Below are 24,661 nucleotides of genomic sequence, written 5' to 3'. Positions count from 1 at the left end.
TCGAATTGGCGCGTGATGGTACTTGGCATGAGTAGTTCGGCGGCCGTTGCCGCCGCCGAACGCTACGACGTCGACCGCCTGCTGGCCGGGTACCGCACTGCACGTGCTCAGGAAGCACTGTTCGACGTACGCGACAGCCCGGGCATCGGTTACGACGAATTCGTCGACGCGGACGGCAATGTGCGGCCGGCCTGGACCGAGCTGGCCGACGCGGTCGCTGAACGCGGCCGAGCCGGCCTGGACCGGCTGCGCTCGGTGGTGCACAGCCTGATCGACCACGACGGCATCACCTACACCGGAGTCGATTCCACCCGTGGGGAACACGGTCTGCACGGGCTCGAACCCGGACCGTGGCGTCTGGACACGCTACCGCTGGTGGTCTCCGCGCAGGACTGGGAGCTTCTCGAAGCCGGACTCGTGCAGCGGTCCCGCCTGCTCGATGCGGTGCTCGCGGACCTTTATGGCCCACGCCGGCTCCTCACCGAGGGCCTGCTGCCATCCGAGCTCGTCTTCGGCCATCCCGGCTATGTGCGCGGCGCCAATGGCATCAAGGTCCCTGGACACCATCAACTTTTCCTACACGCCTGCGACATCAGCCGGATACCCGACGGCAGCTACCAGGTCAACGCCGACTGGACCCAGGCGCCTTCGGGAGCCGGCTACGCGCTGGCCGACCGACGCGTGGTCGCCCACGCCATCCCCGACCTCTACGAGAACATCGCTCCCCGGCCGACCACACCGTTCGCGCAGGCGCTGCGTCTGGCCCTGATCGATGCGGCTCCCGATGTCGCCCAGGACCCGGTGGTCGTGGTGCTCAGCCCGGGCATCTACTCGGAGACGGCGTTTGACCAGGCGTACTTGGCGACGCTGCTGGGTTTCCCGCTGGTGGAGAGCGCGGATCTGGTGGTCCGCGACGGCAAGCTGTGGATGCGCTCGCTGGGGACGCTGAAACGTGTCGACGTGGTGCTTCGCCGCCTCGACGCGTCCTACGCCGACCCACTGGATCTTCGTGCCGATTCCCGCCTCGGTGTGGTGGGTCTGGTGGAGGCCCAACACCGCGGCGCCGTGACCGTGGTCAACACGCTGGGCAGCGGCATCCTGGAAAGCCCTGGCTTGATGCGCTTCCTGCCAGGGCTGGCAGAGCGCCTGCTCGGCGAAGAACCGATGCTGCAGAGCGCCCCCATGTACTGGGGCGGTATCGCCACCGAACGTTCGCACCTTCTGGCGAATCTGCCGTCGCTGCTGATCAAGTCGACCGTCGGGGGGAAAACCCGGCTAGGACCAACGCTCTCCTCTGCCCAGCTGGCCGAATTGACAACGCGGATTGAGGCGATGCCGTGGCAGTGGGTGGGACAGGAGCTACCGACCTTCTCGTCGGCGCCCACTGATCACGCCGGTGTGCTGTCGTCGGCCGGGGTTGGCATGCGGTTGTTCACCGTCGCCCAGCGCGGTGGCTACGCACCGATGATCGGGGGCCTGGGTTATGTCCTGGCCCCCGGCCCGGCCGCGTACACCCTGAGATCCGTTGCAGCGAAAGATATTTGGGTTCGGCCAACCGAACGTGCAATTGTTGAGACGGTAGCTGCCCCGGTCTCGGGACCGGAGACGCGGCCCGTAGCGGAACCGTCGGTTTTGCAGCCGATCAAGACCGGTGCGGGCACCCTGGGGGTCAGTTCCCCCCGTGTGCTGTCCGACCTGTTCTGGATGGGCCGCTATGGCGAGCGCGCCGAGAACATGGCCCGTCTGCTGATGGTCGCCCGCGAGCGCTATCACCTATTCCGGCACCATCAGGACACCGAGGAAAGCGAATGCGTGCCGGTGCTGATGGCCACGCTGGGCCACATCACCGGGACCGACACCGGAGCCGCCAACGACCACGCCGAGATGATCGCGGTCGCTCCCTCGATGCTGTGGTCGATGACCGTGGATCTGGAGCGGCCGGGTTCATTGGTTCAGTCGGTGGAGGGACTGGCATTGGCTGCCAGGGCGGTGCGCGACCAGTTGTCCAACGACACCTGGATGGTGCTGGCCGACGTCGAACGCGCCGTCACCCTCAGGTCAGACCCGCCCCAATCGCTCGCCGAGGCCGACGCGCTGCTTGCCGAAGCCCAGGCTCAAACGCTGTCCGGGATGCTCACCCTGTCCGGAGTGTCCAGCGAATCGATGGTGCGCGACGTGGGCTGGACGATGATGGACATCGGCAAGCGCATCGAACGGGGCCTGTGGCTGACCGCGCTGCTGGCGGACACCCTGACCACGGTCCGCGGCGTTGTTGCCGAGCAAACCATCATCGAATCGACGCTGGAAGTCTGTGAATCGTCGGTGATCTACCGGCGCCGCACGGTCGGAAAATTCAGCGTTACCGCCGTCAATGAACTGATGCTTTTCGACGCGCATAATCCACGTTCTCTCGTCTACCAGCTGGAGCGGCTGCGGGCCAATCTCCACGATCTGCCCGGCACCTCGGGTTCCTCGCGCCCGGAGCGGATGGTGGATGAGATCAGCGCCCGATTGCGCCGGTCGCATCCGGGCGAACTCGAAGAAATCACCGATGGGCGGCGCACGGAGTTGGCCGAATTGTTGACCGGTATCCACGTCTCGCTACGCGAGCTGGCCGACGTCATCACCGACACCCAGCTGGCCCTGCCCGGCGGCATGCAGCCGCTGTGGGGCCCCGAGGAACGCCGGACGATGCCCGCCTAGCAGGCAGGTCCGAGACAGTCGCCTAACCGCTGACGGCGGCGGGACCACACGGTGCTTGCGTCACCTGGTCGACAACCGTATGGACGAACCGCATCTTCTCCAGGACCGCGACCGGTAGTACAAACGGATACAGGTCGTCGTGCCCCATCGACCGGTTGACCATGTTCAACGACCACGACAACGGCAGCCACGTATCAATGATGGCGGGAAAGGCGCTGGGACCCAACGCCGGCCGATCAAATGTCGCCGATGCCGGCGCGAAACCGCACCAGGCTGCGGTATCCAGGGTGTCGCGGATGTGCAGGTAATGAGCGAAGGTCTCCGCCCAGTCCTCGGCGGGATGCATGGTCGCATACGACGACACAAAACTCTCCTGCCAATTGCCTGGGGGGCCGTCCCGGTAGTGGCGATCCAGCGCCTGCTGGTAGTTGGCGTCCGGGTCGCCGAACAATTGCTTGAACCGGGCCAGGTGGTCACCCGACGGGGCAACCAGCCGATAGAAGTAGTAGTGCCCGACCTCGTGGCGGAAATGGCCCAGCAGGGTGCGGTAGGGCTCCTCCATCTCAACGCGCAGTTGTTCGCGGTGCACGTCGTCGCCCTCGGCCAGATCCAGTGTGATGACACCATTGTCGTGCCCGGTGATCACATTCTCGTGCGCACTGGACAGGAGCCGAAATGCCAGCCCGTAGTCGGGATCTTCGTCACGTCCGACGATCGGCAGCCTCAGCTCGTGCAACTCGGCGATCAGCCGACGTTTGGCCGCCTCGGCCCGAGCAAACTCCGCGAGACCCACGGTGTCACCATCGTGGGGCCGCAGCACGGTCAGCGCACATGACTCGCACAGTCCGTCGCGGTGACCGACGGGAACCAGCCAATTGCATTCGGCCAGATGCAGGTTCGCGCACAGCCGATAGTCGTCGGCGGCCACCGCGCCGGCGTGCTCGCTCTGGTCGCGCCCGGTTATCACCATCAGCGCCATCTGGTCCAGGGAGAATCCCAGCGCGCTGCCGCACGACAGACACGCGGAGTTCTCGAACGCCAGGCGCTGACCACAGGTGGGACAGTGAAAATCACGCATCGAGCACATCACCGTCAAAAGGCACCACGTCGACGCCGACGTCGATCACGCTGTGCTCCGAATTGGTGTAGATGATGCCGCGCACCGGCGGCACATCCGCGTAGTCTCGGCCGCGGCCCACCACGATGTAGCGCTCATCGACCAGCTGATCATTGGTGGGGTCCAGCCCCAACCACTCGAACTGGCCTGGTTGTTGGGGAGTCCACACCGCCGCCCAGGCGTGGGTGGCGTCAATTCCGATCATCCGATCCTTTCCCGGCGGTGGGTCGGTGGCCAGATACCCGGACACGTAGCAGGCCGCCAACCCGTTGGCTCGCAGGCAGGCGATCGCCAGCCGCGCAAAGTCCTGGCATACCCCTTCGCGCGCCTGCAGAACCTCATTGACTCGGGTAGAAACCGTGGTCGACCCGGATCGGTAGGTGAAGTCGTTGTAGATCCGCGTGGTGAGATCGCGCAGCGCCTCCACCAACGGACGTTCCGGCAGGAAACTGACGGCCGCGTACTCACGGACCTCGTCGGTGATCTCCGCAGGATCCAGGTCCAGCGTGAAATCGATGGCCAGCGCCCCTTGCATCCCACGGGGCCGGGCGGATTCCCAGGGCAGCAGCGCCGGCCCGCTGGTGTACAGGTCGGAATCCGGTGGAGCCACATCAACGATGGAGTCGCTGGTGATGCTCAGCACCCGATGCGGTTCGGTGACATGGAAATAGGAGCTGATGTTGCCGTAGGTGTCACGGCTGGTGGAGCTGTCGGCGGGCGTCGGATCGATGGTCAGCTCGTGAGTGAGGCACCGCTGCCGCAACGAGTTGCGCGGGGTGAGAAACCCACGCCCATAAGAGCTGGTCACGATGTCCGAGTAGCGGTATTCGGTGCGGTGCGTGACGCGATAGCGCTTGGTGTCCGGGGAGCCGAACAACGCGTCGGAAAGCAACGACAAGAGCTGACTCCTGACTTCTCGACCGTCAACCACGGCCACCACACCGGTAACAGCAAGGCTGATCACAACACATCTGGGCCCGGTTCAGGCGAATGCGCCACCGAGCGCACCCCATCCGGAGCACAATCAGCATATGGCGACCTGGAGCGATGTCGCGCGCATCGTCAGTGAGCTGCCGCTCACAGAAGAGCGATCTGCGCACAACTGGCGGGTCGGCAAGAAGCCGTTGGCGTGGGAGCGACCGCTGCGCAAGTCCGACTTGGCGGCCTTGGCGGACTCCGGCAGGCAACCACCGGACGGCGATATTCTCGGCGTCCGGGTGGCCGACGAAGGCGTGAAGTTCGCCCTGGTCGCCGACGAGCCGACGGTGTACTTCACCACCCCACATTTCGACGGGTATCCGGCGGTGCTGGTGGTGTTATCCGAGATAGAGGCGATAGGCCTCGAGGAGCTGCTCACCGAGGCCTGGCTGACGCAGGCGCCGAAAAGGCTGGCAAAGGAGTTCCTGGCCGGGTCAGCCAAGTCCTGTTGACGTTCCTCAATGGTCGCCGCCGGGTAAGTCGATGACCCGCTGTAGATCGACTCCGCACGCGTCCACGATGTCGGCGAGCACCACCTCGCTGCGGTCGCGAGCCTGCGATAGCAATTCCTGCGCCCGATCGCGGGCAGCGGCGGCATGGGCGATCGCGGCCGCTGGTTCGTCGTCGGCGACGGCCAGCGCGGCGGCCAGTTCGGCCAGCGCGATGCGCACCGGGCGCGGTACCTGTTGCTCAGGAAGTCGGGTGATGGCGCGGACCAGATTCAAGACACCGCTGACCAGCATCCCCAGTCGCGCCGATTGCCGCTCGATGTCGGCAATGGCGTCGCGGGCGGCCCACCGCCGGGGCGCGCGGCGCGACACCAAGACCGCCGTGGCGCGGGCCTCGATCAGCCCACCAAGCTGGTTGTGCAACCGGTCGAAGGTGGCCAGCAGCCAGTCCGGAGCGGCGCCGCCGGGATCGTCGATGAACTTGATCACCTCGACCAGGGTGTCGTGCAGGGCGGCCAGCGCGCCGTTACGCGCGTCGCGCAGTATCCGCACCGGATCGGCCGGGAACAGCAACATCGCGACCACCAGCGCCAATCCCCCGCCGATCAGCGCGTCGAAGAGGCGCTCGGCCACCACGTCGCCGGTGGGGGCGAAGACCAGGACCAGCACCGCGGAAACGGCGGTCTGGTTGACGAACATCAGGCCCTGGGCGACGAAGCCGCGCACGGCCAGGACCGCGACCGACAATGCGGCGAACACCGCCACGCCCATCGCGGTTGGGCCGGTGCCCAGGACGGCTTGCACTCCGGCACCCACCACGATGCCCAGCGCCACCCCGCCAACCATCTGGACAGCGCGTCGCGCGCGCAGCACGTTGGTCGCCGACATGCACACCGCGGCCGAGATCGGTGCGAAGAACGGCTGCGGGTGGTCGAGCACATCGTGGGTGAGAAACCAGGCCAGGCCGGCGGTCACCGACGCCTGCGTGATCGGCCACAAGGCGGTGCGCAGCTGCCGGACGGCCGCGAGACTTCCGTCGGCCGCCCTGGTCAGTAGCGAAATCTCCACGTCGTGTCGGGTACCCCGGTCAGGCCCGCTGCAGCTCGAACAGGGGGATTACCCGGCTGGTTTTCGCTTGATAGTCGCCGAACCCCGCGGCGGCGGCGGCCACCTTCAGAAAAAACTCGTCACGCTCTGCCGGAGGCAGTTCGCGGGCGGTCACGTCGAACGCGTCGGTACCCACCTCGACGTGTGCACGCGCGTCGGACCTGAGGTTATGCACCCAGGCCGGGTCGACATCGGCACCGGCGAAGGAGCCGACGATGAACATCTTGCCGTCGATGCGCAGGTACACCAGCGGCGCCAGCCGAGGCCGCCCGGACTTGGCCCCGGTGGTTGTGAGCAGCAACAGATCCGAGCCGGCGAACGGGCCGCCCACCTTGCCCCCATTGGCCCGGAACTCATCGACGATGTTGCTGTTGAACGCCTTGATCGTCTCGGCGTCGGGGATCCCTCGCGTCATGTCCCCTCAACTTGTTTGGGCTTGGCGTCTATTCCAGCCTCCTTGCGCTGCTGGGCGGTGATCGGCGCGGGGGCCTCGGTAAGCGGGTCGACACCGCCACCGGTTTTGGGGAACGCGATCACATCGCGGATCGAATCCGCTCCGGCCAGCAACGTGCTGACCCGGTCCCACCCGAACGCGATGCCGCCATGCGGCGGGGCGCCGAACGTGAAAGCCTCCAGCAGGAAGCCGAACTTCTCTTCGGCCTCAGCCTTGCTCAGACCCATGACCGCGAACACCCGCTCCTGAATGTCGCGACGATGGATACGGATCGATCCACCCCCGATCTCGTGGCCATTGCAGACGATGTCGTAGGCATCGGCCAACACGCTGCCGGGGTCCGATTCGATACGGTCTTCGAGCTCTGGCTTGGGCGCGGTAAACGCGTGATGCACCGCCGTCCACGCGCCGGATCCAACGGCCACGTCGCCAGAGGCGGTGGCGTCCTCGGCGGGCTCGAACAGGGGCGGATCAACCACCCAAACGAACTCCCAGGCGCTGGGGTCGATCAGGTTGAGCCGCTCGGCGATCTCGATTCGCGCCGCCCCCAGCAGCGCCCGCGACGCCTTCACCGGTCCCGCCGAGAAGAAGATGCAGTCCCCCGGACTGGCGCCCACGTGAGCGGCCAGTCCGTCACGCTCGGCATCGGTCAGGTTCTTGGCCACCGGGCCGCCCAGCGTCCCATCCTCGCCGACCAGCACGTAGGCCAGCCCGCGGTGACCGCGCTGTTTGGCCCACTCTTGCCAGCCATCCAGCGTGCGCCGCGGCTGCGAGGCTCCGCCGGGCATCACCACCGCGCCGACGTAGGGCGCTTGGAACACCCGGAATGTGGTGTCTTTGAAGAACTCTGCGCACTCCACGAGTTCGAGGCCGAACCGCAGGTCGGGTTTGTCGGACCCGAACCGGCGCATCGCGCCGGCGTAGCTGATCCGTGGGATGGGGGTTGGAATCCGGTAGCCGATCAGCGCCCACAGCGCGGTCAGGATCTCCTCGGAGACCGCGATGATGTCCTCGACGTCGACAAAGCTCAATTCCATGTCGAGCTGGGTGAACTCGGGCTGGCGATCGGCCCGGAAGTCCTCGTCGCGGTAGCACCGGGCGATCTGGTAGTAGCGCTCCATCCCGGCCACCATGAGCAGCTGTTTGAACAGCTGCGGGCTTTGCGGCAGCGCGTAGAACATGCCCGGGTGCAGCCGGGCGGGCACCAGAAAGTCGCGGGCGCCCTCCGGGGTGGAGCGGGTGATCGTCGGTGTTTCGATCTCGACGAAGTCGTGTCCGGCCAGCACCGCGCGGGCGGCGGCATTGACCTTGGAACGCAACCGAATCGCCGATGCCGGACCATCGCGGCGCAGGTCGAGGTAGCGGTATTTCAGCCGCAACTCCTCCCCCGCGGGCTCGTCGAGCTGGAACGGCAGTGGCGCGCATTCGCCGAGCACCGTCAATGAAGAGGCGTTGACCTCGATGTCGCCGGTCGCGATCTCGGGGTTGGCGTTGCCTTCGGGACGGATCTCGACGACACCGGTGACCGCGACGCAGAACTCGGCACGCAGCCGATGCGCCTGGGCCAACACGTCGGCTTCGCGGAATACGACCTGGGCAATGCCTGAGGCGTCGCGCAGGTCGATGAAGATGACGCCGCCATGGTCGCGGCGGCGGGCCACCCAACCGGCCAGCGTCACCTGTCGCCCGGCATCGCTATCTCGTAATGCCCCAGCGGCGTGGCTACGCAGCACAAACACTCCCCTTCACCCGGCTTTGGAACGACCTAAAACGACTGCTCAGTCTAGAGGGCCGGGCCACTGGCCCACCCAACCCGGTACTTTTGGCTGCATCGCACCCAGAATCGCACTCGTAGGCCCCGGCGCCGTCGGCACGACGGTCGCCGCGCTGCTGCATGCCGCGGGGAACCCGGTGCTGCTGTGCGGCCACACGGCTCGCGACAGCATCGAGCTGCGCCCCGACGGGGCATCTCCGATCGTGGTGCCCGGTCCGGTACACACCGACCCGCAGCAGCTGACCGGACCGGTCGATGTGCTGATATTGGCGGTCAAAGCCACTCAGACCGGCGCCGCGCGCGACTGGCTGGCCCGCCTGTGCGGTGAGCACACCGTGGTAGCCGTCCTGCAAAACGGTGTCGAACAGGTCGAGCAGGTGCAGCCGCACTGTTCGTCTTCATCCATCGTCGCGGGCAGTGTGTGGTTTGCGGCCGAGACCCAGCCGGGCGGCTGGGTGCGGTTGCGCGGAGATGCCGCGTTGGTGTTGCCCACCGGGGCTGCGGCGGAGGCGCTGGCCGGGTTGCTGCGTGCTGCCGGTTGCCGGGTGGACTGCGATCCCGACTTCACCACCGTCATCTGGCGCAAACTCGTGCTCAATGCGCTAGCCGGACTGATGGCACTGTCCGGGCGGCGCTCCGGAATGTTCCGGCGCGACGATATCGCCGAACTGTCTCGTCACTACGTCGCCGAATGTCTGGCGGTGGCACGCGCCGAGGGCGCCCGACTCGATGACGACGTGATCGATGAGATGGTTGATCTGTTCGCATCGGCACCCGAGGACATGGGCACCTCGATCCTGGCCGATCGAGAAGCCCACCGGCGGTTGGAATGGGACCTGCGCAACGGTGTGATCATCCGCAAGGCTCGCGCCCACGGCCTGGCGACCCCGATCAGCCAGGTGCTGGTGCCATTATTGGCTGCAGCCAGCGACGGACCCGGATAGCTGGTTAGGGTCTAGTTCATGTTCCCGTGCGAGCGCGTCGACCTGAGCTTTGTCGACCCGGATTCCGGTCAAGCGCCCTTTCTCTACCGCAACAGCGTCGACCTCGCCATCACCCCCGAGCAGCTGTTTGAGGTGCTTTCCGATGCGCAGTCCTGGCCGAGCTGGGCACCGGTGATCACCAAGGTGACCTGGACGAGTCCCCCGCCCTTCCGCGTCGGCACCACACGTACCGTCGAGATGCGCGGGGGCCTGGTCGGCAACGAGGAATTCATCGCCTGGGAGCCGTTCAGCCACATGGCGTTTCGGTTCAATGAATGCTCGACGCAGGCCGTCGCGGCGTTCGCCGAGGATTACCGGGTCGAGGTCATCCCGGGCGGTTGCCGACTGACCTGGACCATGGCGCAAAAACCCGCCGGCCCCGCGCGGCTGGGCATGATGTTGTTCGGTCCGCTGCTCAACCTGGGATTACGGCGCTTCTTACGCAAACTGCGCAGTTACACCGACGCCCGGTTCGAGGTGCCGCAGCAGCGTTAGGCTGGTGCCGCCCGGGTAGCCCAGCGCCCGGCCCGACGGCGGGCCAGATTTGGAGCGTGCGATGACCTTTAACGAGGGTATGCAGATCGACACCAGCGCCGCGTCATCGTCAGGCGGTGGCGGGTTTGGCCGGATGGCCATCGGCGGCGGCATCGGCGGCCTGTTGATCGTCGTGGTCGCGATGTTTCTCGGTGTCGATCCGGGTGGCGTGCTGAGCCAGCAACCCATGGACGACCGCGACGTGGTGGCTCCCGGATTCGACCTGAGCCAGTGCAAGACGGGCGCCGACGCCAACAAGTACGTGCAGTGCCGGGTGGTGGCCACCGGAAACTCTCTGGACGCGGTATGGAAGCAGCTGATGCCCGATCGGTACACGCGCCCGCATCTGCGCCTATTCAGCGGCCAGGTCAGCACCGGGTGCGGGCCAGCCAGCAGCGAAGTCGGCCCGTTCTACTGCCCGGTGGACCAGACGGCATATTTCGACACCGACTTCTTTCAGCTGCTTGTCAACGAATTCGGTTCCAGTGGTGGGCCGTTCGCGCAGGAATACGTGGTGGCCCATGAATACGGCCATCACGTGCAGAACCTGCTGGGCGTGCTGGGCCGCGCCCAACAGGGAGCCAAAGGCGCCGGGGGCAATGGCGTGCGCACCGAGTTGCAGGCCGACTGTTACGCGGGGGTCTGGGCACACTATGCGTCTACCGTCCGGCAAGAAAGTACCGGCGTCCCCTTCCTCGAGCCGTTGAGCGACAAGGATATCCAAGACGCGCTCTCAGCCGCGGCATCGGTGGGCGACGATCGCATCCAGCAGCAGGTGGCCGGACGCAGCAACCCCGAGACGTGGACGCACGGCTCCTCGGCGCAACGGCAGAAGTGGTTCACCGTCGGGTATCAGACCGGCGACCCCAACAAATGTGACACCTTCAGCGCCACCAACCTGGGCTAGAGATCGGTTGCCCAACAACGCAACCGACGCCGACCAATCGCTTCGCGGCTCAGCAGCCGGCCAGCAGGCGGCCCAGCTTGGCCCGTCCGTGCTCGTCGAGCGGCAGCAACGGCGGGCGCGGATCCCCGACCGGGAATCCGAGCAGCCCCAGACCGGCTTTCACCGTGGTGGCCAGCCCGCCCGCGACGATGAACTCCAGCAGCGGCTTGAGGTCGTCGTAGAGAATCTGGGCCTTCTCCAGATCCCCGGCGCGCACCGCTTCGTACAGATCGATGCATGGCTGGGGCCACAAGTTGGGTGCGGCCGTGCACCATCCGGCGGCACCAACTTTCAACGCGTCGAGCACCAGCGGGTTGGAGCCGTTATAGAACGGCAGCCGGCCGCCACTGAGTTCGGCGATGCGCCGCATCCGGGACAGGTCGCCGGTGGACTCCTTGACCATGGTGAGGTTGTCGATGCTTTCAAACATCCTGACCAACAGTTCGGGGCGCATGTCCACACCGCTGGTGGCCGGGTTGTTGTAAGCCATGATCGGGATGGTGATGGCGTCGCCAACGCTGCGGTAGTGCTGGAAGATCTCGTGTTCGTTGAGCTTCCAGTAGGACACCGGCAGGATCATCACCGCGTCAGCACCGACATGTTGCGCGTAGCGCGCGCGCCGAATGGTCTTGGCAGTAGTGACATCCGAGACGCCCAAGACGACGGGTAGCCGGCCGCTGACCGCCGCGACCGCGGTGTCAACCGCGGTATCGAACTCGGCCTCGTCGAGGTAGGCCAGTTCCCCGGTGCTGCCCAGCGCGGCGATCGCATGGACTCCCGAGCACACCAGCCGATCGACAAGTGCCGCCAGCCGGCGCGCATCGACGTCGCCCTCGGCGGTAAAGGGCGTGACCGGGTAGGCGATGATCCCGTGAATCGTGAGCGCACCAGGTTCTGCCATAGCTGGCTCCTTTGGCTTTGGTGGACGGATTGACCAATCAGCTGCTCAGCGCATCGGGGTGACGGGCCAGTGCGCGACGCGCGTAGTAGGCAAAGTTCGCCCGGCTGCGGGAAGGTGTCAGGGTCCAATCGTGAGCCTCGCGGGCCAGTTGGTCCGGTAGTTCGGCGATTGTTCCCGCACTCATGGCCGCCAGTTGCAGTTTGGCGGCGCGTTCGATCAGGACCGCCAGCGTGCAGGCCTCCTCGATGCTGACGCCGGCTATCAACTGCCCGTGGTGCGCAAGAAGGATCGCCTTCTTGTTTCCCAATGCGGCGCTGATGATCTCGCCTTCCTCGTTGCCCACCGGCACGCCTGGCCAGTCGGCGAGGAAAGCGCAGTCGTCATAGAGCGGCGTGGTGTCCATGTGCGAAACGACCAACGGCACCTTCAGCATCGACAACGCCGCGGTGTGGAACCCATGGGTATGAACGATGCACTGCACGTCCGGCCGTTCGCGGTAGATCCAGCTGTGAAATCGATTTGCCGGGTTGGCCATTGCAGAGCCCTCGAGAACATTGAGGTCCTCATCGACCAACAGCAGGTTGTCTTCGGTGATCTCGTCGAATCCCAAGCCGAGTTGTTGGGTGTAATAGGTGCCGGGCCGCTGCGCACGCGCGGTGATCTGCCCGGCCAGACCGGAATCGTGGCCGGCGTCGAACAACACCCGGCAGGTCAACGCGACCTTTTGCCGGGTGGTCAGCTGAGATTCGGGCGTCTGGGCATCGAGGCGTTCCTGGGCCCGTCGCATCAACTCGGACTTGGAATCGGAGAAAGTGGTTGCCATCCGGGGCTCCCTTGCATAGCGTCGATATGACACGATAGTAGCACTATAGGAAACTTTGTGTCCTCGAATTTTGGCGGGTTAGGAGCTGGACAGTGACAGCACTGCTGCGCGCGGTCCGCCGGCAGCGCGGGCTCACCCTGGAACAACTCGCCCAGCGGGCCGGGCTCACCAAGAGCTACCTGTCCAAGATCGAGCGGGGACAGAGCACGCCCTCGATCGCGGTGGCGCTCAAGGTCGCGCGGGCACTCGACGTCGACGTCGGGCGGCTCTTCTCAGACGAGTCCGCCCACGAGACGATGACCGTCGACCGCGCCCACGACCGCCTAGGGTCCCAATCCGGGCGCTACCACGTACTGGCGTCGACGCAACTTGGAAAAACCATGTCGCCGTTTGTTGTTCGGCCGACCGCCGGGCAAGACTGCGCCTCCGACGGTCCGCATCCGGAGCACACCGGCCAGGAGTTCGTCTTTGTGCACACGGGCAGCGTCGAACTCGACTACGGCGACCAGACCGTCACGCTCGGTACCGGTGACAGCGCCTACTTCGACGCCTCGGTCGGCCACAAGCTAAGGGCGGTCGGCACCGAACGGGCCGAAGTCGTGGTGGTCGCGGGGGCCGAACTCAGCGGCCGGTGACTAGCGGAGCGCTACCACGGCCGGGTCGAGCAGGTGACTCCGCTGCCACCGTTCTGCGACACCACCACCTGTCCGTCGACGGCGATCTCGCAGTGGAATTCGGGATTGATCCGAAGGCCGCCGCTGGCCGTGACGATGGCCCACTGACTCGGGTTCTGCAGTGTGGCCGTGTAGACCAACGGTTGACCGCCGGTGATCGGGGTGTGCACGGAGGTCAGGTATTTCGAGGAATCGGCATCAAACGCCGACTGGCTGGGCGGATCGACATTCATGTACTGAATGTTGGCGGTCAGATCGCTGGTGGTCGTGACCGTGTAAGTCACCTGATGCCCAGCTGGATCTGCATGAGAGATCGCCGGCGCAGCTACCACCGCGGCAACCGCGACCACCGCCCCCGTCACTGAGACCGCGCTCGCCCTCTTTCGCACGTTCGTCATATCGAAAACGCTACCGGATTCGTTACCGATGGCCGCGGTCCGCAATTCGTCCGACATGGCGGGTGATCGTCCTTACGATGCAAGCGTGACCACCGCATTCGTCTTGTCCGGCGGCGCAAGCCTCGGAGCGATACAGGTCGGGATGCTGCAAGCCTTGGCCGACGAAGGCATCACACCAGACCTGATCATCGGCACCTCGGTCGGCGCACTCAACGGTGGGTGGATCGCGTCGCGGCCCGATGCGGCCGGGATTCGGGCTTTGGCCGGATTGTGGCGGTCCCTCACCCGAAAAGAGGTATTTCCCACTCAACCGGTCACCGGGCTGATGGGCTTCCTCGGCCGGCGCCAGCACTTGGTCCCCAACACGGGTCTGCGGCGCATCCTCAGCAGGGAACTTGAATTCACCAATCTCGAGGATGCACCGATCCCGCTGCACGTGGTGGCCACCGACGTCATCTCCGGCACCGACGTATTGCTGTCCTCCGGCGACGCCGTCGATGCGATCGCAGCCAGCGCAGCCATTCCCGGGATATTCCCCCCGGTCAGCATCAACGGGCGCGGGCTCATCGACGGCGGTGTGGTGAACAACACCCCGGTGTCGCACGCGGTCGCGCTGGGGGCCGACAAGATCTGGGTATTGCCGACCGGCTATTCGTGCGATCTGCAGACCTTGCCGGCCTCGGCGGTCACGATGGTCCTGCACGCGATGACGCTGGCAGTCAACCATCGCCTCGCCGTCGATATCGAGCGCTTCGAGCAGACCGTCGATCTGCGCGTCATTCGGCCGCTTTGTCCGGTATCCATATCCGGAGCCGACTTCTCGCAATCGGCAACCCTTATCCCGCGCTCGCACCAGGCCACCCGCGAGTGGCTGGCGACGAATCCGGCGCGCATCGGACAGGCCGCATTACTCAAGCCGCACCTGCACTAGCCAAGCGGTGTTAACCCGACTGGGGTATGAAAGCAGTAATGCCCGACGATCTGGATCAACCCGATGACCCGCAACCCGTGGGACCCAGCCGCCGCAAGTTGCTGACGACGGGCCTCGCGTCGGCCGCCGTCGGAGCGGGCATCGGCCTGGGCGGGGCGGCACTGCTACGGCCCGGGCACGGTCCCAGTGTCTGGTATCAGCCCGATCGCACCAGCGCGCAACCGGTTGGCGGTCTGCATCTGCAATATGGCAAGAACGCCGCCACCGAGGTCGTCGTGTCGTGGCACAGCGTTGACGCGGTCCAGAATCCGCGAGTCATGCTGGGAACCCCCGCGTCCGGGTTCGGCCGCGTCGTCAGCGCCGAGACCCGAACCTATCGGGATGCGAAGTCCAATACCGAGGTTCGCGTCAACCACGCCCGGCTGACCAACCTGACACCAGATAGCGACTACGTATACGCCGCGGTCCACGACGGCGCGGATCCACAACTGGGCACCGTGCGAACCGCGCCATTGGGGCGAAAACCGCTGCGCTTCACCAGCTTCGGGGATCAGGGCACGCCAACACTGGGCAGATTCTCCGACGGTCGATACGTGAGCGACAACGGCGGAACGCCTGCCGCGGGCGACATCACCATCGCGATCGAGCGCATGGCCCCGTTATTCAACCTGGTCAACGGCGACCTGTGCTACGCGAACATGGCACACGACCGCATTCGCACCTGGTCGGACTGGCTGGAAACCAACAGCCGTTCAGCGCGTTACCGGCCATGGATGCCCGCGGCCGGCAATCACGAGAATGAATTGGGCAATGGGCCAATCGGTTACGGCGCCTACCAAACCTATTTCTCGGTGCCCGACTCTGGGGCCAGCCAGGAGTTGCGCGGGCTGTGGTACTCCTTCACCGCCGGCTCGGTGCGGGTGATCAGCCTGAGCAACGATGATGTGTGTTTTCAGGACGCCGGCAGCTCCTACGTACACGGCTATTCGGGTGGCGAGCAAAGACGTTGGCTGCAAACCGAACTCGCCGCGGCGCGCCGCGACCCGGCGGTCGACTGGGTGATCGTGTGCATGCACCAGACGGCCATCTCGACCGCCGATCATTTCAACGGCGCCGACCTGGGCATCCGGCAGGAGTGGCTGCCGTTGTTCGACCAATACGAGGTCGATCTCGTGTTGTGCGGCCATGAGCACCACTACGAGCGGTCACATCCGCTGCGCGGCGCGATGGACACCCAGACCCGAACGCCGATCCCCGTGGACACCCGCGGCGACGTGATCGACGCGACCCGGGGAACGGTGCACCTGGTCATCGGTTGCGGGGGGCGGTCGCTGACCAGCAACCAGTTGTTCTTCCCCGAACCCCGCTGCCGGGTCGTGACCGCGGTCGGCCCATACGATCCCGGCGAGCGGTCCCGGCCATCGATCTACGTGCTCGAGGACGCACCATGGTCGGCGTTCCGTGACCACGACAACCCCTACGGCTTTGCGGCCTTCGATGTCGATCCCGGCCAACCCGGCGGCCACACATCGATCAAGGCGACGCACTACGCGGTGACCGGGTTGTTCGGGGCGACCACGGTTGTCGACGAATTCACGCTGACCAAGCCGCGCGGTGATTAACGCCGCGTCAAAATAGGGTCGCCTGCTCGGGAACGGGCATCACCTCCGCTTCGGCGACCGGCGAGGACGGGCGCGCGGTACCGCCCAGCCGATGCTTGGCGACCAGTGGCGCCACGCGTTGCCTGAGCATGTCGCGGTAGTACGGCGGCAAGTAGGCACCGCGCCGGTACAGCTCCCGATACGTGCCGACGAGGTCCGGGTGCGCCCGGGCCAGCCAGGACATGAACCAACCGCGCGTCGCTCCGCGCAGATGCAGCCCGAAAGCCGTGACACCGGTAGCACCGGCCGCCGCGATCTGGCCGAGCAAGAGATCGAGGTGCGCAGCGGAGTCGGTGAGGTGCGGTAGCACCGGGGCGACCATCACATGACAATCCAGACCGGCGTCGCGGATTGCGGCGATCAGACCCAGCCGGGCCTGCGGGGCCGGCGTGCCGGGCTCGACCTCCTTGTGCAGGTCCGGGTCGGCGATGGCCAGCGACACGGCCACCGACACCGGCACCTGCCCGGATGCCTCGGCCAGCAGTGGCAGATCCCGGCGCAGCAGTGTGCCCTTGGTCAGGATGGACAGCGGGGTTCCCGATCCGGCGAGCGCGCCAATGATTCCCGGCATCAGCGCGTAACGGCCCTCCGCGCGCTGGTAGGGATCGGTGTTGGTGCCGAGCGCGACGGTCTCGCGCCGCCACAATGGCCGGCGTAACTCACGGCGCAGCACTTCGGCGACATTGGTCTTGACCACGATCTGGGTATCGAAATCCGCACCCGAGTCGAAGTCGAGGTACTCATGGGTGGGACGGGCGAAACAGTAACGACAGGCATGCGTGCAGCCGCGGTAGCCGTTGACGGTGTAGCGGAAAGGCAACGCGGCGGCGTTGGGCACCTTGTTCAGCGCGGACTTGCAGAGCACTTCATGGAACGTCATGCCCTCGAAGTGCGGCGAGCGGACGCTTCGAACCAACCCGATGCGCTGCAGCCCGGGTAACGCTCCGTCATCGACGGGTTCCCCGTTGACCGCCAGGGCCTGGGCACACCAGCGCATACCACACATTCGAACATTAGTTCGATTTCTAGTCAAGCGCCCGACTAGCTCGCTTGTGCGCGGTCGAACTGGTGGGTGCCGCCGGCTTGCACACAAGGGGAACGACCACGCGCCGCCCGGGATAGTCACCTAGACCTGCCCGTCGAGCGCGCATCAGATTGTTGAGCCGCAATGGATTTGAGCGCGGCCTACGATTGGTCGATGTTTGTCCGTGGGAAGTTTGTCGGCGGGTTTCGGCGGTGGCGTTTGCGATGAAGCCGGCGCCGACGCACGGTTGCAGCGATAGTCGTCTGAGCTCGACAACACAGAACGAAGTACATCGCTCGCACGCATCTTTGACGGCGCACCGAGCCAGCTAGAAGGGCGGCGGTTCCTCGGCAGCGGCGCAGGTGCGGGTCTGCAAGTCCGAACCCTGCGCGAACACGGAGCGGGGTTGGCGCGCCTGCCGGTTGCGACGGCGTTCGGTAGCGATCAGATGGGCCCGTTGCTGAGCCCGAGTGCGACGCCGTTGGGGCATCATCGCGCCCCGACCGTCGCCACAAGCGCCCTGCGCGGCCGACCTCGCGGGCACGCGGCCGGTGGGTGCACACAGCGAGGGGAACAACCACGCGCTACCCGGGGTGGTGACATAGACATGCCCGTCGGGCAGACCCCAGATCACGGTTCCATCGGGCAACTGCTGGTCGCGCCAACCCCAGAACGTCTTCAGCAGATGGTGTTTGCGGCATAGGCATTTCAGGTTCGAGGGGTGCGTGAGGCCGCCAGCCGCGTAGGGCACCGTGTGGTCGACGTCGCAGTCGGCGGCCGGGCGGTCACACCCGGGGGCCCGGCAAGTGAGATCGCGACAGCGCACAAAGTCAGCCAGTTGCGCCGATGGGGTGTATCTCGGTTCGGCAATCTCGGCCGGCCGGATCACGGGCACCAGCCTGGCGGACTTGGCCAGCTCGGCGACCAACTCGGCCGGGACAAGCCACTCCGACCCCGCCAGCACGCCCGGCGCGGTGCCCGCGCCCTCGACGCTGGCCCGCTCGGCGATGACATGTATCACGATGTTGCTCGAGCGCGCCGGTTCCGACGCCGCGCACTGAGCCGACCCACAACCACACACCAGCCGCTCGATACCGGCGGCCAGCGCCCCCAACGCGTCGGCGCGCCGCTGCTTGCGCGTGCGCGGATCGGCCGCACACACGGTGGCCGCCAACTCATCAAGTCGCCGATCAAGGGCTTGCCCAGCGGTGGCAACCACACTGCCCTCCACCCAGGCCATTCCCGAACCACCGCCAATGACGTCGACGTACCGGTCCGAGGCCGCCTTGTGCGCCTGGCGCACCGCGTCGTGATCGACCTTGGTGACAATCTGGTCGACCGCCGCGCCCAGCCCACCGCGCGTCAGCGAGGGGCGACGCGATACCAGCGCCGCCACCTGGGCATCCACCTTGGCCAACACGTCGGCATCGGCGATCAGATCGGTGCGAAACACAATCGTCTGAAAGCTCCGATAGTCGATGTCACCGGACTCGAACACCTTGCCGACCAGCGGCAGCCGATCCCGCATCGCCATCGCATAGCGCAGATAGCTCGCCCCCATCGCCACGCTGCAGCGCAATCTGGCCGCGACCTGGGCGGCGACTGCCTCCCAGGTATCGGTTGCCCACTGGGCCCGCTCCCCCGACTCGCGGCACCGCAGTACGAACAACTCCCCGATCGCCACCAGGCGCCCGGCCGCTGACTGCGCCTCTGAACGCGCGGCCTCACCCACCCGATCCAGCAACGCCGCCGACTCGGATGTCGCACGACTGGCGTACCAGGATTCGAACATACATTCGATAATGCCACGGGGGTACGACACGAACGGCGATCGCCCCGACGGGGGCGCGGCCGGGCTAGCGTCCGAGCTTGGCAATCACGTCGTCGACAACCGAATCGGTCGACACCGAGACCTGCTCGCCGGTACCGAGGTCCTTCACCCCGACCGTGCCCGCCTCGATATCGCGATCCCCGGCGACCAGCGCAACGCTCGCACCGGAGCGGTCGGCCGCACGCATCGAACCCTTGAGCCCGCGATCACCGTAGGCGAGGTCGACGCGAACGCCCGAGGCGCGGAGCTGCCCGGCCAGCACCGCCAGCGTCAGCTTGGCCTGCTCGCTCAGTGGCACCCCGAACACGTCGCAGCGGGCGCTCTCCCCCACGCTCTTGCCTTCGGCGCGCAACGCCAGCATCGTCCGATCGACACCCAGCCCGAACCCGATGCCCGACAGGTCCTGCCCGCCCAGCTGCTTCATCAGGCCGTCGTAGCGGCCCCCGCCGCCGATGCCGGACTGCGCGCCCAACCCGTCGTGCACGAATTCGAAGGTGGTCTTGGTGTAGTAGTCGAGCCCGCGCACCATGCGCGGGTTGATGACATAGGGCACCCTGAGCGCGTCCAGATGCGCCAGCACCGTGTCAAAGTGCTGCTTGGCGACATCGGAGAGGTGGTCGAGCAGCACCGGGGCCTCGGCGGTCATCGCCCGCACCTCCGGGCGCTTGTCGTCGAGCACCCGCAATGGATTGAGCGCAGCGCGCCGGCGGGTCTCTTCGTCAAGGTCCAAACCGAACAGAAACTCCTGCAACAGTTCTCGGTACTGCGGCCGGCAGGTCTCATCACCGAGCGAAGTGACTTCCAACCGGAACCCGTCCAGCCCCAGCGAACGGAAGCCCGCGTCGGCGATGGCGATCACCTCGGCGTCCAGCGCCGGATCGTCCACGCCGATCGCCTCCACACCAACCTGCTGCAACTGGCGATACCGCCCGGCCTGCGGACGCTCGTAGCGGAAGAACGGACCCGCGTAACACAGCTTCACCGGCAGCGCCCCACGGTCCAGGCCGTGTTCGATCACCGCCCGCACCACCCCAGCGGTGCCCTCGGGCCGCAGCGTCACCGAACGGTCACCACGGTCGGCAAACGTGTACATCTCTTTGGACACCACGTCGGTCGATTCACCCACGCCACGGGCAAACAGCGCGGTGTCCTCGAAGATCGGCAGTTCGATGTGGCCGTAGCCGGCCCGGCGGGCGGCCGTCAGCAGGCCGTCGCGCACCGCCACAAACTGCGCCGAGTCCGGTGGCACGTAGTCCGGCACGCCTTTGGGAGCACAGAATTCCGTCACGTGCTCAACCCTTCCAGGAACGGGTTGAACCGCCGCTCGGCACCGATGCTGGTGGAGTTGCCGTGCCCGGGAAGCACCACGGTCTTGTCGTCGAGCACCAGCAACTTGTCGACGATCGAGCGCAGCAGGTCACGGCCGCTGCCTCCGAACAGATCGGAGCGGCCGATGGAGCGCTCGAACAGCGTGTCGCCGGTGAATACGACGTCGCGGTCGTCTTTGGCCGCCAGCGGCACCCGGAAGCACACCGATCCGCGGGTGTGCCCGGGTGTGTGATCCACGTTGACGCAGATGTTGCCGAGGTCGATCTTGTCGCCGTCGCGGTCCAGTTCGACGACCTGTTTGGGCTCACGGAAGAAGGCACCGGCGAACAGCTGTGCCACCCGCGGCCCCAGGCCGTAGATGGGGTCTTTGAGCATGAATCGGTCCTCGGGATGGATGTAGGTCGGGCAGCCGAACGTATCCGAGACCTTCTGAGCCGACCACATGTGGTCGATGTGCCCGTGGGTGATCAACACCGCGGCCGGAGTCAGCCGGTTCTTGTCGAGGATGCGACGCAGTTGGCCCATCGCACGCTGGCCGGGGTCGACGATGATGGCGTCCGTTCCAGGCCGCTCGGCCAGCACGTAACAATTGCACTGCAACACGCCGGCGGGAAATCCGGTGATCAACACGATTCCCAGTTTCCCATTCCCTCGGTCCGGCGACGATATGGGCCAACACCGTGGGGTGCTTGACAAGGGTTTCGGCGCTCACATTAGCCTGAGCTGGCCACTCGGCCCGATTCACCGGACAAGCAGGGAGGACATCGGCCGTGCCGACCAACCAGCAGCGACGTGCCACAGCCAAGCGCAAACTAGAGCGGCAGCTGGAGCGCCGCGCCAAGCAGGCCAAGCGCCGGCGGATCCTGATGATCGTGGGTAGCGCAGTGGCTGCGGTCACCGTGATCGCCGCCGTAGTGGTCGTTGTGGTGATGAACAAGGGCGATCACAAGACCACCGCCTCCGCGAGCCCCAGCAGTTCCGAGCCGACCAGCTCCGCCGCTGCGCCCACCGACGACTCGGTACCGCCGCTGCCGGCGTTCAAGCCTTCGGCCAACCTCGGCGCCAACTGCCAATACCCGGCGTCCCCGGACAAGGCCGCCAAGCCGGCCAAGCCGCCGCGGTCGGGCAAGGTGCCGACCGAACCGGCCCAGGTGAGCGCGAGCATGATGACCAGCCAAGGAAAGGTCGGCCTCATGCTGGCCAACAACGAATCACCTTGCACGGTAAACAGTTTCGCGAGCCTGGCGCAGCAGGGCTTCTTCAAGGACACCAAGTGCCATCGGCTGACCACCTCGCCGACGCTGTCGGTGCTGCAGTGCGGCGACCCGAAGGGCGACGGAACCGGCGGTCCGGGCTACCAATTCGCCAACGAGTACCCCACCGACCAGTACCCGCCCAACGACCCGGCACTGCGCCAGCCGGTGATCTATCCGCGCGGCACTCTGGCCATGGCCAATGCCGGCCCGGATACCAACAGCAGCCAGTTCTTCATGGTCTATCGCGACTCGCAGCTACCGCCCCAGTACACCGTGTTCGGCACCATCCAAGCCGACGGGCTGGAAACGCTGGACAAGATCGCCAAGGCCGGTGTCGCCGGTGGCGGCGAGGACGGACCGCCAGCACTTGATGTGACCATCAAGTCGGTGTTCCTCGACTAGCCGGAAAACGCCGTTTCTAGGCGGCCGAAGTCACCCGGTAGACGTCGTACACGCCCTCCACGTTGCGCACGACGTTGAGCAGATGCCCCAGGTGCTTGGGGTCGCCCATTTCGAAGGTGAACCGGCTGATCGCCACCCGGTCCCCCGAGGTGGTCACCGACGCCGACAGGATGTTGACCTTCTCGTCGGCCAGCACCCGGGTCACATCCGACAGCAACCGGTGCCGGTCCAGTGCCTCCACCTGAATGGCGACCAGGAACACCGACGACGGCGACGGCGCCCAATGCACCTCGATAATGCGCTCGGACTGCTGTTTGAGCGACTCCGCGTTGGTGCAGTCGGTGCGATGCACGCTGACTCCGCCGCCGCGGGTGACAAAACCCATGATGTTGTCGCCGGGAACCGGTGTGCAGCACTTGGCCAGCTTGGTCATCACGCCGGGGGCACCGGGCACCGAGACCCCGACGTCGTCGGAGCTGCGCGGACGGCGCGGGATGGTGGTCGGCGTCGCCCGCTCGGCGAGCTCCTCCTCGGCCTGGTCGATGCCGCCAAGCTCGGCCAGCAGCCGTTGCATGGCATGGCGGGCAGACACGTGCCCCTCGCCAATGGCGGTGTAGAGCGCCGACACATCAGTGTAGTGCAGCTCACGGGCGACCGCCCCCATGGACTCGCCATTGACCAAGCGCTGCAACGGAAGCCCACCGCGGCGCACTTCGCGCGCGATCGCCTCCTTACCCGCCTCCAGCGCCTCCTCACGCCGCTCTTTGGCGAACCACTGCCGGATCTTGGTCTTGGCGCGTGGCGAGACGACGAACTGCTGCCAGTCCCGCGATGGCCCGGCATTGGGCGCCTTGGAGGTGAAAACCTCTACCACTTCGCCGTTTTCCAGCTGGCGTTCCAGTGCCACCAGCCGCCCGTTGACCCTGGCGCCGATGCAGCGGTGACCAACCTCGGTGTGTACCGCATAGGCGAAGTCCACAGGTGTCGATCCGGTGGGCAAGGTGATGACATCGCCCTTGGGCGTGAACACGAAAAGCTCTTGTACGGCAAGGTCGTAACGCAGCGACTCCAGGAATTCGCCCGGGTCGGCGGCCTCCCGCTGCCAGTCGAGCAGTTGACGCATCCACGCCATGTCGTCGATCTCGGCCGCCGCATGTGGATGGGGAACACCGTTGCGGCCCTTGGCCTCTTTGTAGCGCCAGTGCGCGGCGATGCCGTATTCGGCGGTGCGGTGCATGTCGCGGGTGCGGATCTGCACCTCCAGCGGCTTACCCTCCGGGCCGACCACGGTGGTGTGCAACGACTGGTACACACCGTATCTGGGCTGGGCGATGTAGTCCTTGAACCGTCCCGCCATCGGCTGCCACAGCGAATGCACCACGCCCACCGCGGCATAGCAGTCCCGGATCTCGTCGCACAGGATGCGGATGCCGACCAGGTCGTGGATGTCGTCGAAGTCGCGGCCCTTGACGATCATCTTCTGGTAGATCGACCAATAGTGCTTGGGGCGTCCCTCCACGGTGGCCTTGATCTTCGATGCACTCAGCGTGGCGATGATCTCGGCACGGACCTTGGCCAGGTAGGTGTCGCGCGACGGCGCTCGGCCGGCCACCAGGCGCACGATCTCGTCGTACTTCTTGGGATGCAGGATGGCAAACGACAGGTCTTCGAGCTCCCACTTGACGCTGGCCATACCCAGTCGATGCGCCAGGGGGGCAATGACTTCCAGTGTCTCGCGGGCCTTGCGCGCCTGCTTCTCCGGGGGCAGAAAGCGCATGGTGCGCATGTTGTGCAACCGGTCGGCCACCTTGATCACCAGCACCCGCGGATCGCGAGCCATGGCGGTGATCATTTTGCGGATGGTCTCGCCTTCGGCAGCGCTACCGAGCACGACCCGGTCCAGCTTGGTCACCCCGTCGACAAGATGGCCCACCTCCTCGCCGAACTCTTCGGAAAGCGCCTCGAGGGTGTATCCGGTGTCTTCGACGGTGTCGTGCAGCAGCGCCGCCACCAGGGTGGTGCTGTCCATGCCCAACTCGGCCAGGATGTTGGCAACCGCCAGCGGGTGGGTGATGTAAGGATCACCGGAATGCCGGAACTGGCCGGCGTGGCGCTGGTCGGCGACCTCGTAAGCCCGCTGCAGCAGCGAAAGGTCGGCCTTGGGGTACACCTCGCGGTGCACCGCCACCAATGGCTCGAGAACCGGGTTGATGGCGCTGCGCTGAGCGGTTATCCGGCGGGCCAGCCGGGCCCGCACCCGACGGGAGGCGCTGCTGGTTGTCTTGAGGGTCTCAGCCGGCGCCGCCTCGGGCGCCTCTACCACCGGTGGCGACTCGACGGACGGCACGACTGCCTGCGTCGTGCTTTGGTCATCGGCCACCGTCGT

Annotated in this window: 22 protein-coding genes; 9 read left to right on the top strand and 13 right to left on the bottom strand. The window is 66.1% G+C overall.

Features of this window, described 5'->3' with window-relative positions; translation table 11 throughout:
• Positions 1–27 precede the first annotated feature (27 nt).
• Complete coding sequence (locus tag CCUG20998_RS10340; RefSeq protein ID WP_020728522.1) at positions 28–2,703, top strand: circularly permuted type 2 ATP-grasp protein; 2,676 nt, start codon at positions 28–30, stop codon at positions 2,701–2,703.
• A gap of 22 nt (positions 2,704–2,725) precedes the next feature.
• Here CCUG20998_RS10340 and CCUG20998_RS10335 read toward each other — a convergent pair whose 3' ends face one another.
• A complete protein-coding gene (locus tag CCUG20998_RS10335; RefSeq protein WP_020728521.1) occupies positions 2,726–3,781 on the bottom strand; it encodes a zinc-binding metallopeptidase family protein in 1,056 nt (351 codons plus the stop codon).
• Positions 3,774–4,718, bottom strand: a complete 945-nt coding sequence (locus CCUG20998_RS10330; RefSeq protein WP_099052704.1) for a transglutaminase family protein — start codon at positions 4,716–4,718, stop codon at positions 3,774–3,776. The genes CCUG20998_RS10335 and CCUG20998_RS10330 overlap by 8 nt, the downstream gene beginning before the upstream one ends.
• Before the next feature lie 133 nt (positions 4,719–4,851).
• Between CCUG20998_RS10330 and CCUG20998_RS10325 the strand changes: the two genes are divergently transcribed.
• Positions 4,852–5,250, top strand: coding sequence for an MmcQ/YjbR family DNA-binding protein (locus CCUG20998_RS10325; RefSeq protein WP_020728519.1), 399 nt, complete (start codon positions 4,852–4,854; stop codon positions 5,248–5,250).
• 6 nt (positions 5,251–5,256) lie between these two features.
• On the opposite strand, the gene CCUG20998_RS10320 is transcribed toward CCUG20998_RS10325, so the two are convergent.
• From CCUG20998_RS10320 to aspS, 3 genes are read right to left on the bottom strand one after another with little or no spacing between them, the layout of a single operon-like run.
• The gene (locus tag CCUG20998_RS10320) at positions 5,257–6,315 is read right to left on the bottom strand and encodes an FUSC family protein (RefSeq protein ID WP_020728518.1); all 1,059 of its coding nucleotides are present in this window, start codon (positions 6,313–6,315) and stop codon (positions 5,257–5,259) included.
• Positions 6,316–6,334: 19 nt separating this feature from the next.
• The gene (locus tag CCUG20998_RS10315; RefSeq protein WP_020728517.1) at positions 6,335–6,769 is read right to left on the bottom strand and encodes a nitroreductase family deazaflavin-dependent oxidoreductase; all 435 of its coding nucleotides are present in this window, start codon (positions 6,767–6,769) and stop codon (positions 6,335–6,337) included.
• Entirely contained in the window at positions 6,766–8,547 is a 1,782-nt protein-coding gene (gene aspS, locus CCUG20998_RS10310; RefSeq protein ID WP_020728516.1) for an aspartate--tRNA ligase, read from the bottom strand. The genes CCUG20998_RS10315 and aspS overlap by 4 nt, the downstream gene beginning before the upstream one ends.
• A 91-nt stretch (positions 8,548–8,638) precedes the next feature.
• On the opposite strand from aspS, the gene CCUG20998_RS10305 reads away from it, so the two are divergent.
• The 3 genes from CCUG20998_RS10305 (at position 8,639) to ypfJ (ending at position 11,006) form a co-directional block, all read left to right on the top strand.
• A complete protein-coding gene (locus CCUG20998_RS10305; RefSeq protein ID WP_198967877.1) occupies positions 8,639–9,526 on the top strand; it encodes an oxidoreductase in 888 nt (295 codons plus the stop codon).
• 18 nt (positions 9,527–9,544) lie between these two features.
• A complete protein-coding gene (locus tag CCUG20998_RS10300) occupies positions 9,545–10,060 on the top strand; it encodes an SRPBCC family protein (RefSeq protein ID WP_020728514.1) in 516 nt (171 codons plus the stop codon).
• A gap of 61 nt (positions 10,061–10,121) precedes the next feature.
• Positions 10,122–11,006: a KPN_02809 family neutral zinc metallopeptidase gene (gene ypfJ, locus CCUG20998_RS10295; protein ID WP_020728513.1), complete on the top strand. Its 885-nt coding sequence runs from the start codon at positions 10,122–10,124 to the stop codon at positions 11,004–11,006.
• 49 nt (positions 11,007–11,055) lie between these two features.
• Here ypfJ and CCUG20998_RS10290 read toward each other — a convergent pair whose 3' ends face one another.
• On the bottom strand, positions 11,056–11,946 hold the full coding sequence (locus CCUG20998_RS10290; RefSeq protein ID WP_020728512.1) for a dihydrodipicolinate synthase family protein: 891 nt from the start codon (positions 11,944–11,946) through the stop codon (positions 11,056–11,058).
• 37 nt (positions 11,947–11,983) lie between these two features.
• A complete protein-coding gene (locus CCUG20998_RS10285; protein ID WP_020728511.1) occupies positions 11,984–12,769 on the bottom strand; it encodes an aldolase in 786 nt (261 codons plus the stop codon).
• A 92-nt stretch (positions 12,770–12,861) separates the two neighbouring features.
• Here CCUG20998_RS10285 and CCUG20998_RS10280 point away from each other — a divergent pair, with 92 nt between their 5' ends.
• Positions 12,862–13,404 (top strand): helix-turn-helix domain-containing protein, encoded by a 543-nt coding sequence (locus CCUG20998_RS10280; RefSeq protein WP_020728510.1) that lies wholly within the window; start codon positions 12,862–12,864, stop codon positions 13,402–13,404.
• Positions 13,405–13,415: 11 nt separating this feature from the next.
• On the opposite strand, the gene CCUG20998_RS10275 is transcribed toward CCUG20998_RS10280, so the two are convergent.
• On the bottom strand, positions 13,416–13,898 hold the full coding sequence (locus tag CCUG20998_RS10275) for a hypothetical protein (protein ID WP_172607125.1): 483 nt from the start codon (positions 13,896–13,898) through the stop codon (positions 13,416–13,418).
• Between the two features lie 28 nt (positions 13,899–13,926).
• On the opposite strand from CCUG20998_RS10275, the gene CCUG20998_RS10270 reads away from it, so the two are divergent.
• Positions 13,927–14,772 (top strand): patatin-like phospholipase family protein, encoded by an 846-nt coding sequence (locus tag CCUG20998_RS10270; protein ID WP_036455832.1) that lies wholly within the window; start codon positions 13,927–13,929, stop codon positions 14,770–14,772.
• Between the two features lie 38 nt (positions 14,773–14,810).
• Positions 14,811–16,394: a purple acid phosphatase family protein gene (locus CCUG20998_RS10265; RefSeq protein ID WP_020728507.1), complete on the top strand. Its 1,584-nt coding sequence runs from the start codon at positions 14,811–14,813 to the stop codon at positions 16,392–16,394.
• Between the two features lie 7 nt (positions 16,395–16,401).
• On the opposite strand, the gene CCUG20998_RS10260 is transcribed toward CCUG20998_RS10265, so the two are convergent.
• The 4 genes from CCUG20998_RS10260 to CCUG20998_RS10245 form a co-directional block, all read right to left on the bottom strand.
• Positions 16,402–17,430 (bottom strand): Rv2578c family radical SAM protein, encoded by a 1,029-nt coding sequence (locus tag CCUG20998_RS10260; protein ID WP_020728506.1) that lies wholly within the window; start codon positions 17,428–17,430, stop codon positions 16,402–16,404.
• A 355-nt stretch (positions 17,431–17,785) separates the two neighbouring features.
• Positions 17,786–19,249, bottom strand: coding sequence for an HNH endonuclease signature motif containing protein (locus CCUG20998_RS10255; protein WP_020728505.1), 1,464 nt, complete (start codon positions 19,247–19,249; stop codon positions 17,786–17,788).
• A 64-nt stretch (positions 19,250–19,313) separates the two neighbouring features.
• Positions 19,314–20,576 (bottom strand): histidine--tRNA ligase, encoded by a 1,263-nt coding sequence (hisS, locus tag CCUG20998_RS10250; RefSeq protein WP_020728504.1) that lies wholly within the window; start codon positions 20,574–20,576, stop codon positions 19,314–19,316.
• Positions 20,573–21,247, bottom strand: coding sequence for an MBL fold metallo-hydrolase (locus CCUG20998_RS10245; RefSeq protein ID WP_020728503.1), 675 nt, complete (start codon positions 21,245–21,247; stop codon positions 20,573–20,575). Before CCUG20998_RS10245 ends, hisS begins: the two co-directional genes overlap by 4 nt.
• A 140-nt stretch (positions 21,248–21,387) precedes the next feature.
• Here CCUG20998_RS10245 and CCUG20998_RS10240 point away from each other — a divergent pair, with 140 nt between their 5' ends.
• Positions 21,388–22,275, top strand: coding sequence for a peptidylprolyl isomerase (locus CCUG20998_RS10240; protein WP_020728502.1), 888 nt, complete (start codon positions 21,388–21,390; stop codon positions 22,273–22,275).
• Between the two features lie 16 nt (positions 22,276–22,291).
• Here CCUG20998_RS10240 and CCUG20998_RS10235 read toward each other — a convergent pair whose 3' ends face one another.
• Positions 22,292–24,655, bottom strand: coding sequence for a RelA/SpoT family protein (locus tag CCUG20998_RS10235; RefSeq protein WP_020728501.1), 2,364 nt, complete (start codon positions 24,653–24,655; stop codon positions 22,292–22,294).
• Positions 24,656–24,661: the final 6 nt, after the last annotated feature.

The organism is Mycobacterium marinum (assembly GCF_003391395.1).
Taxonomy (GTDB): Bacteria; Actinomycetota; Actinomycetes; order Mycobacteriales; family Mycobacteriaceae; genus Mycobacterium; species Mycobacterium marinum.
This window is presented reverse-complemented; position numbering and strand designations above follow the sequence as displayed.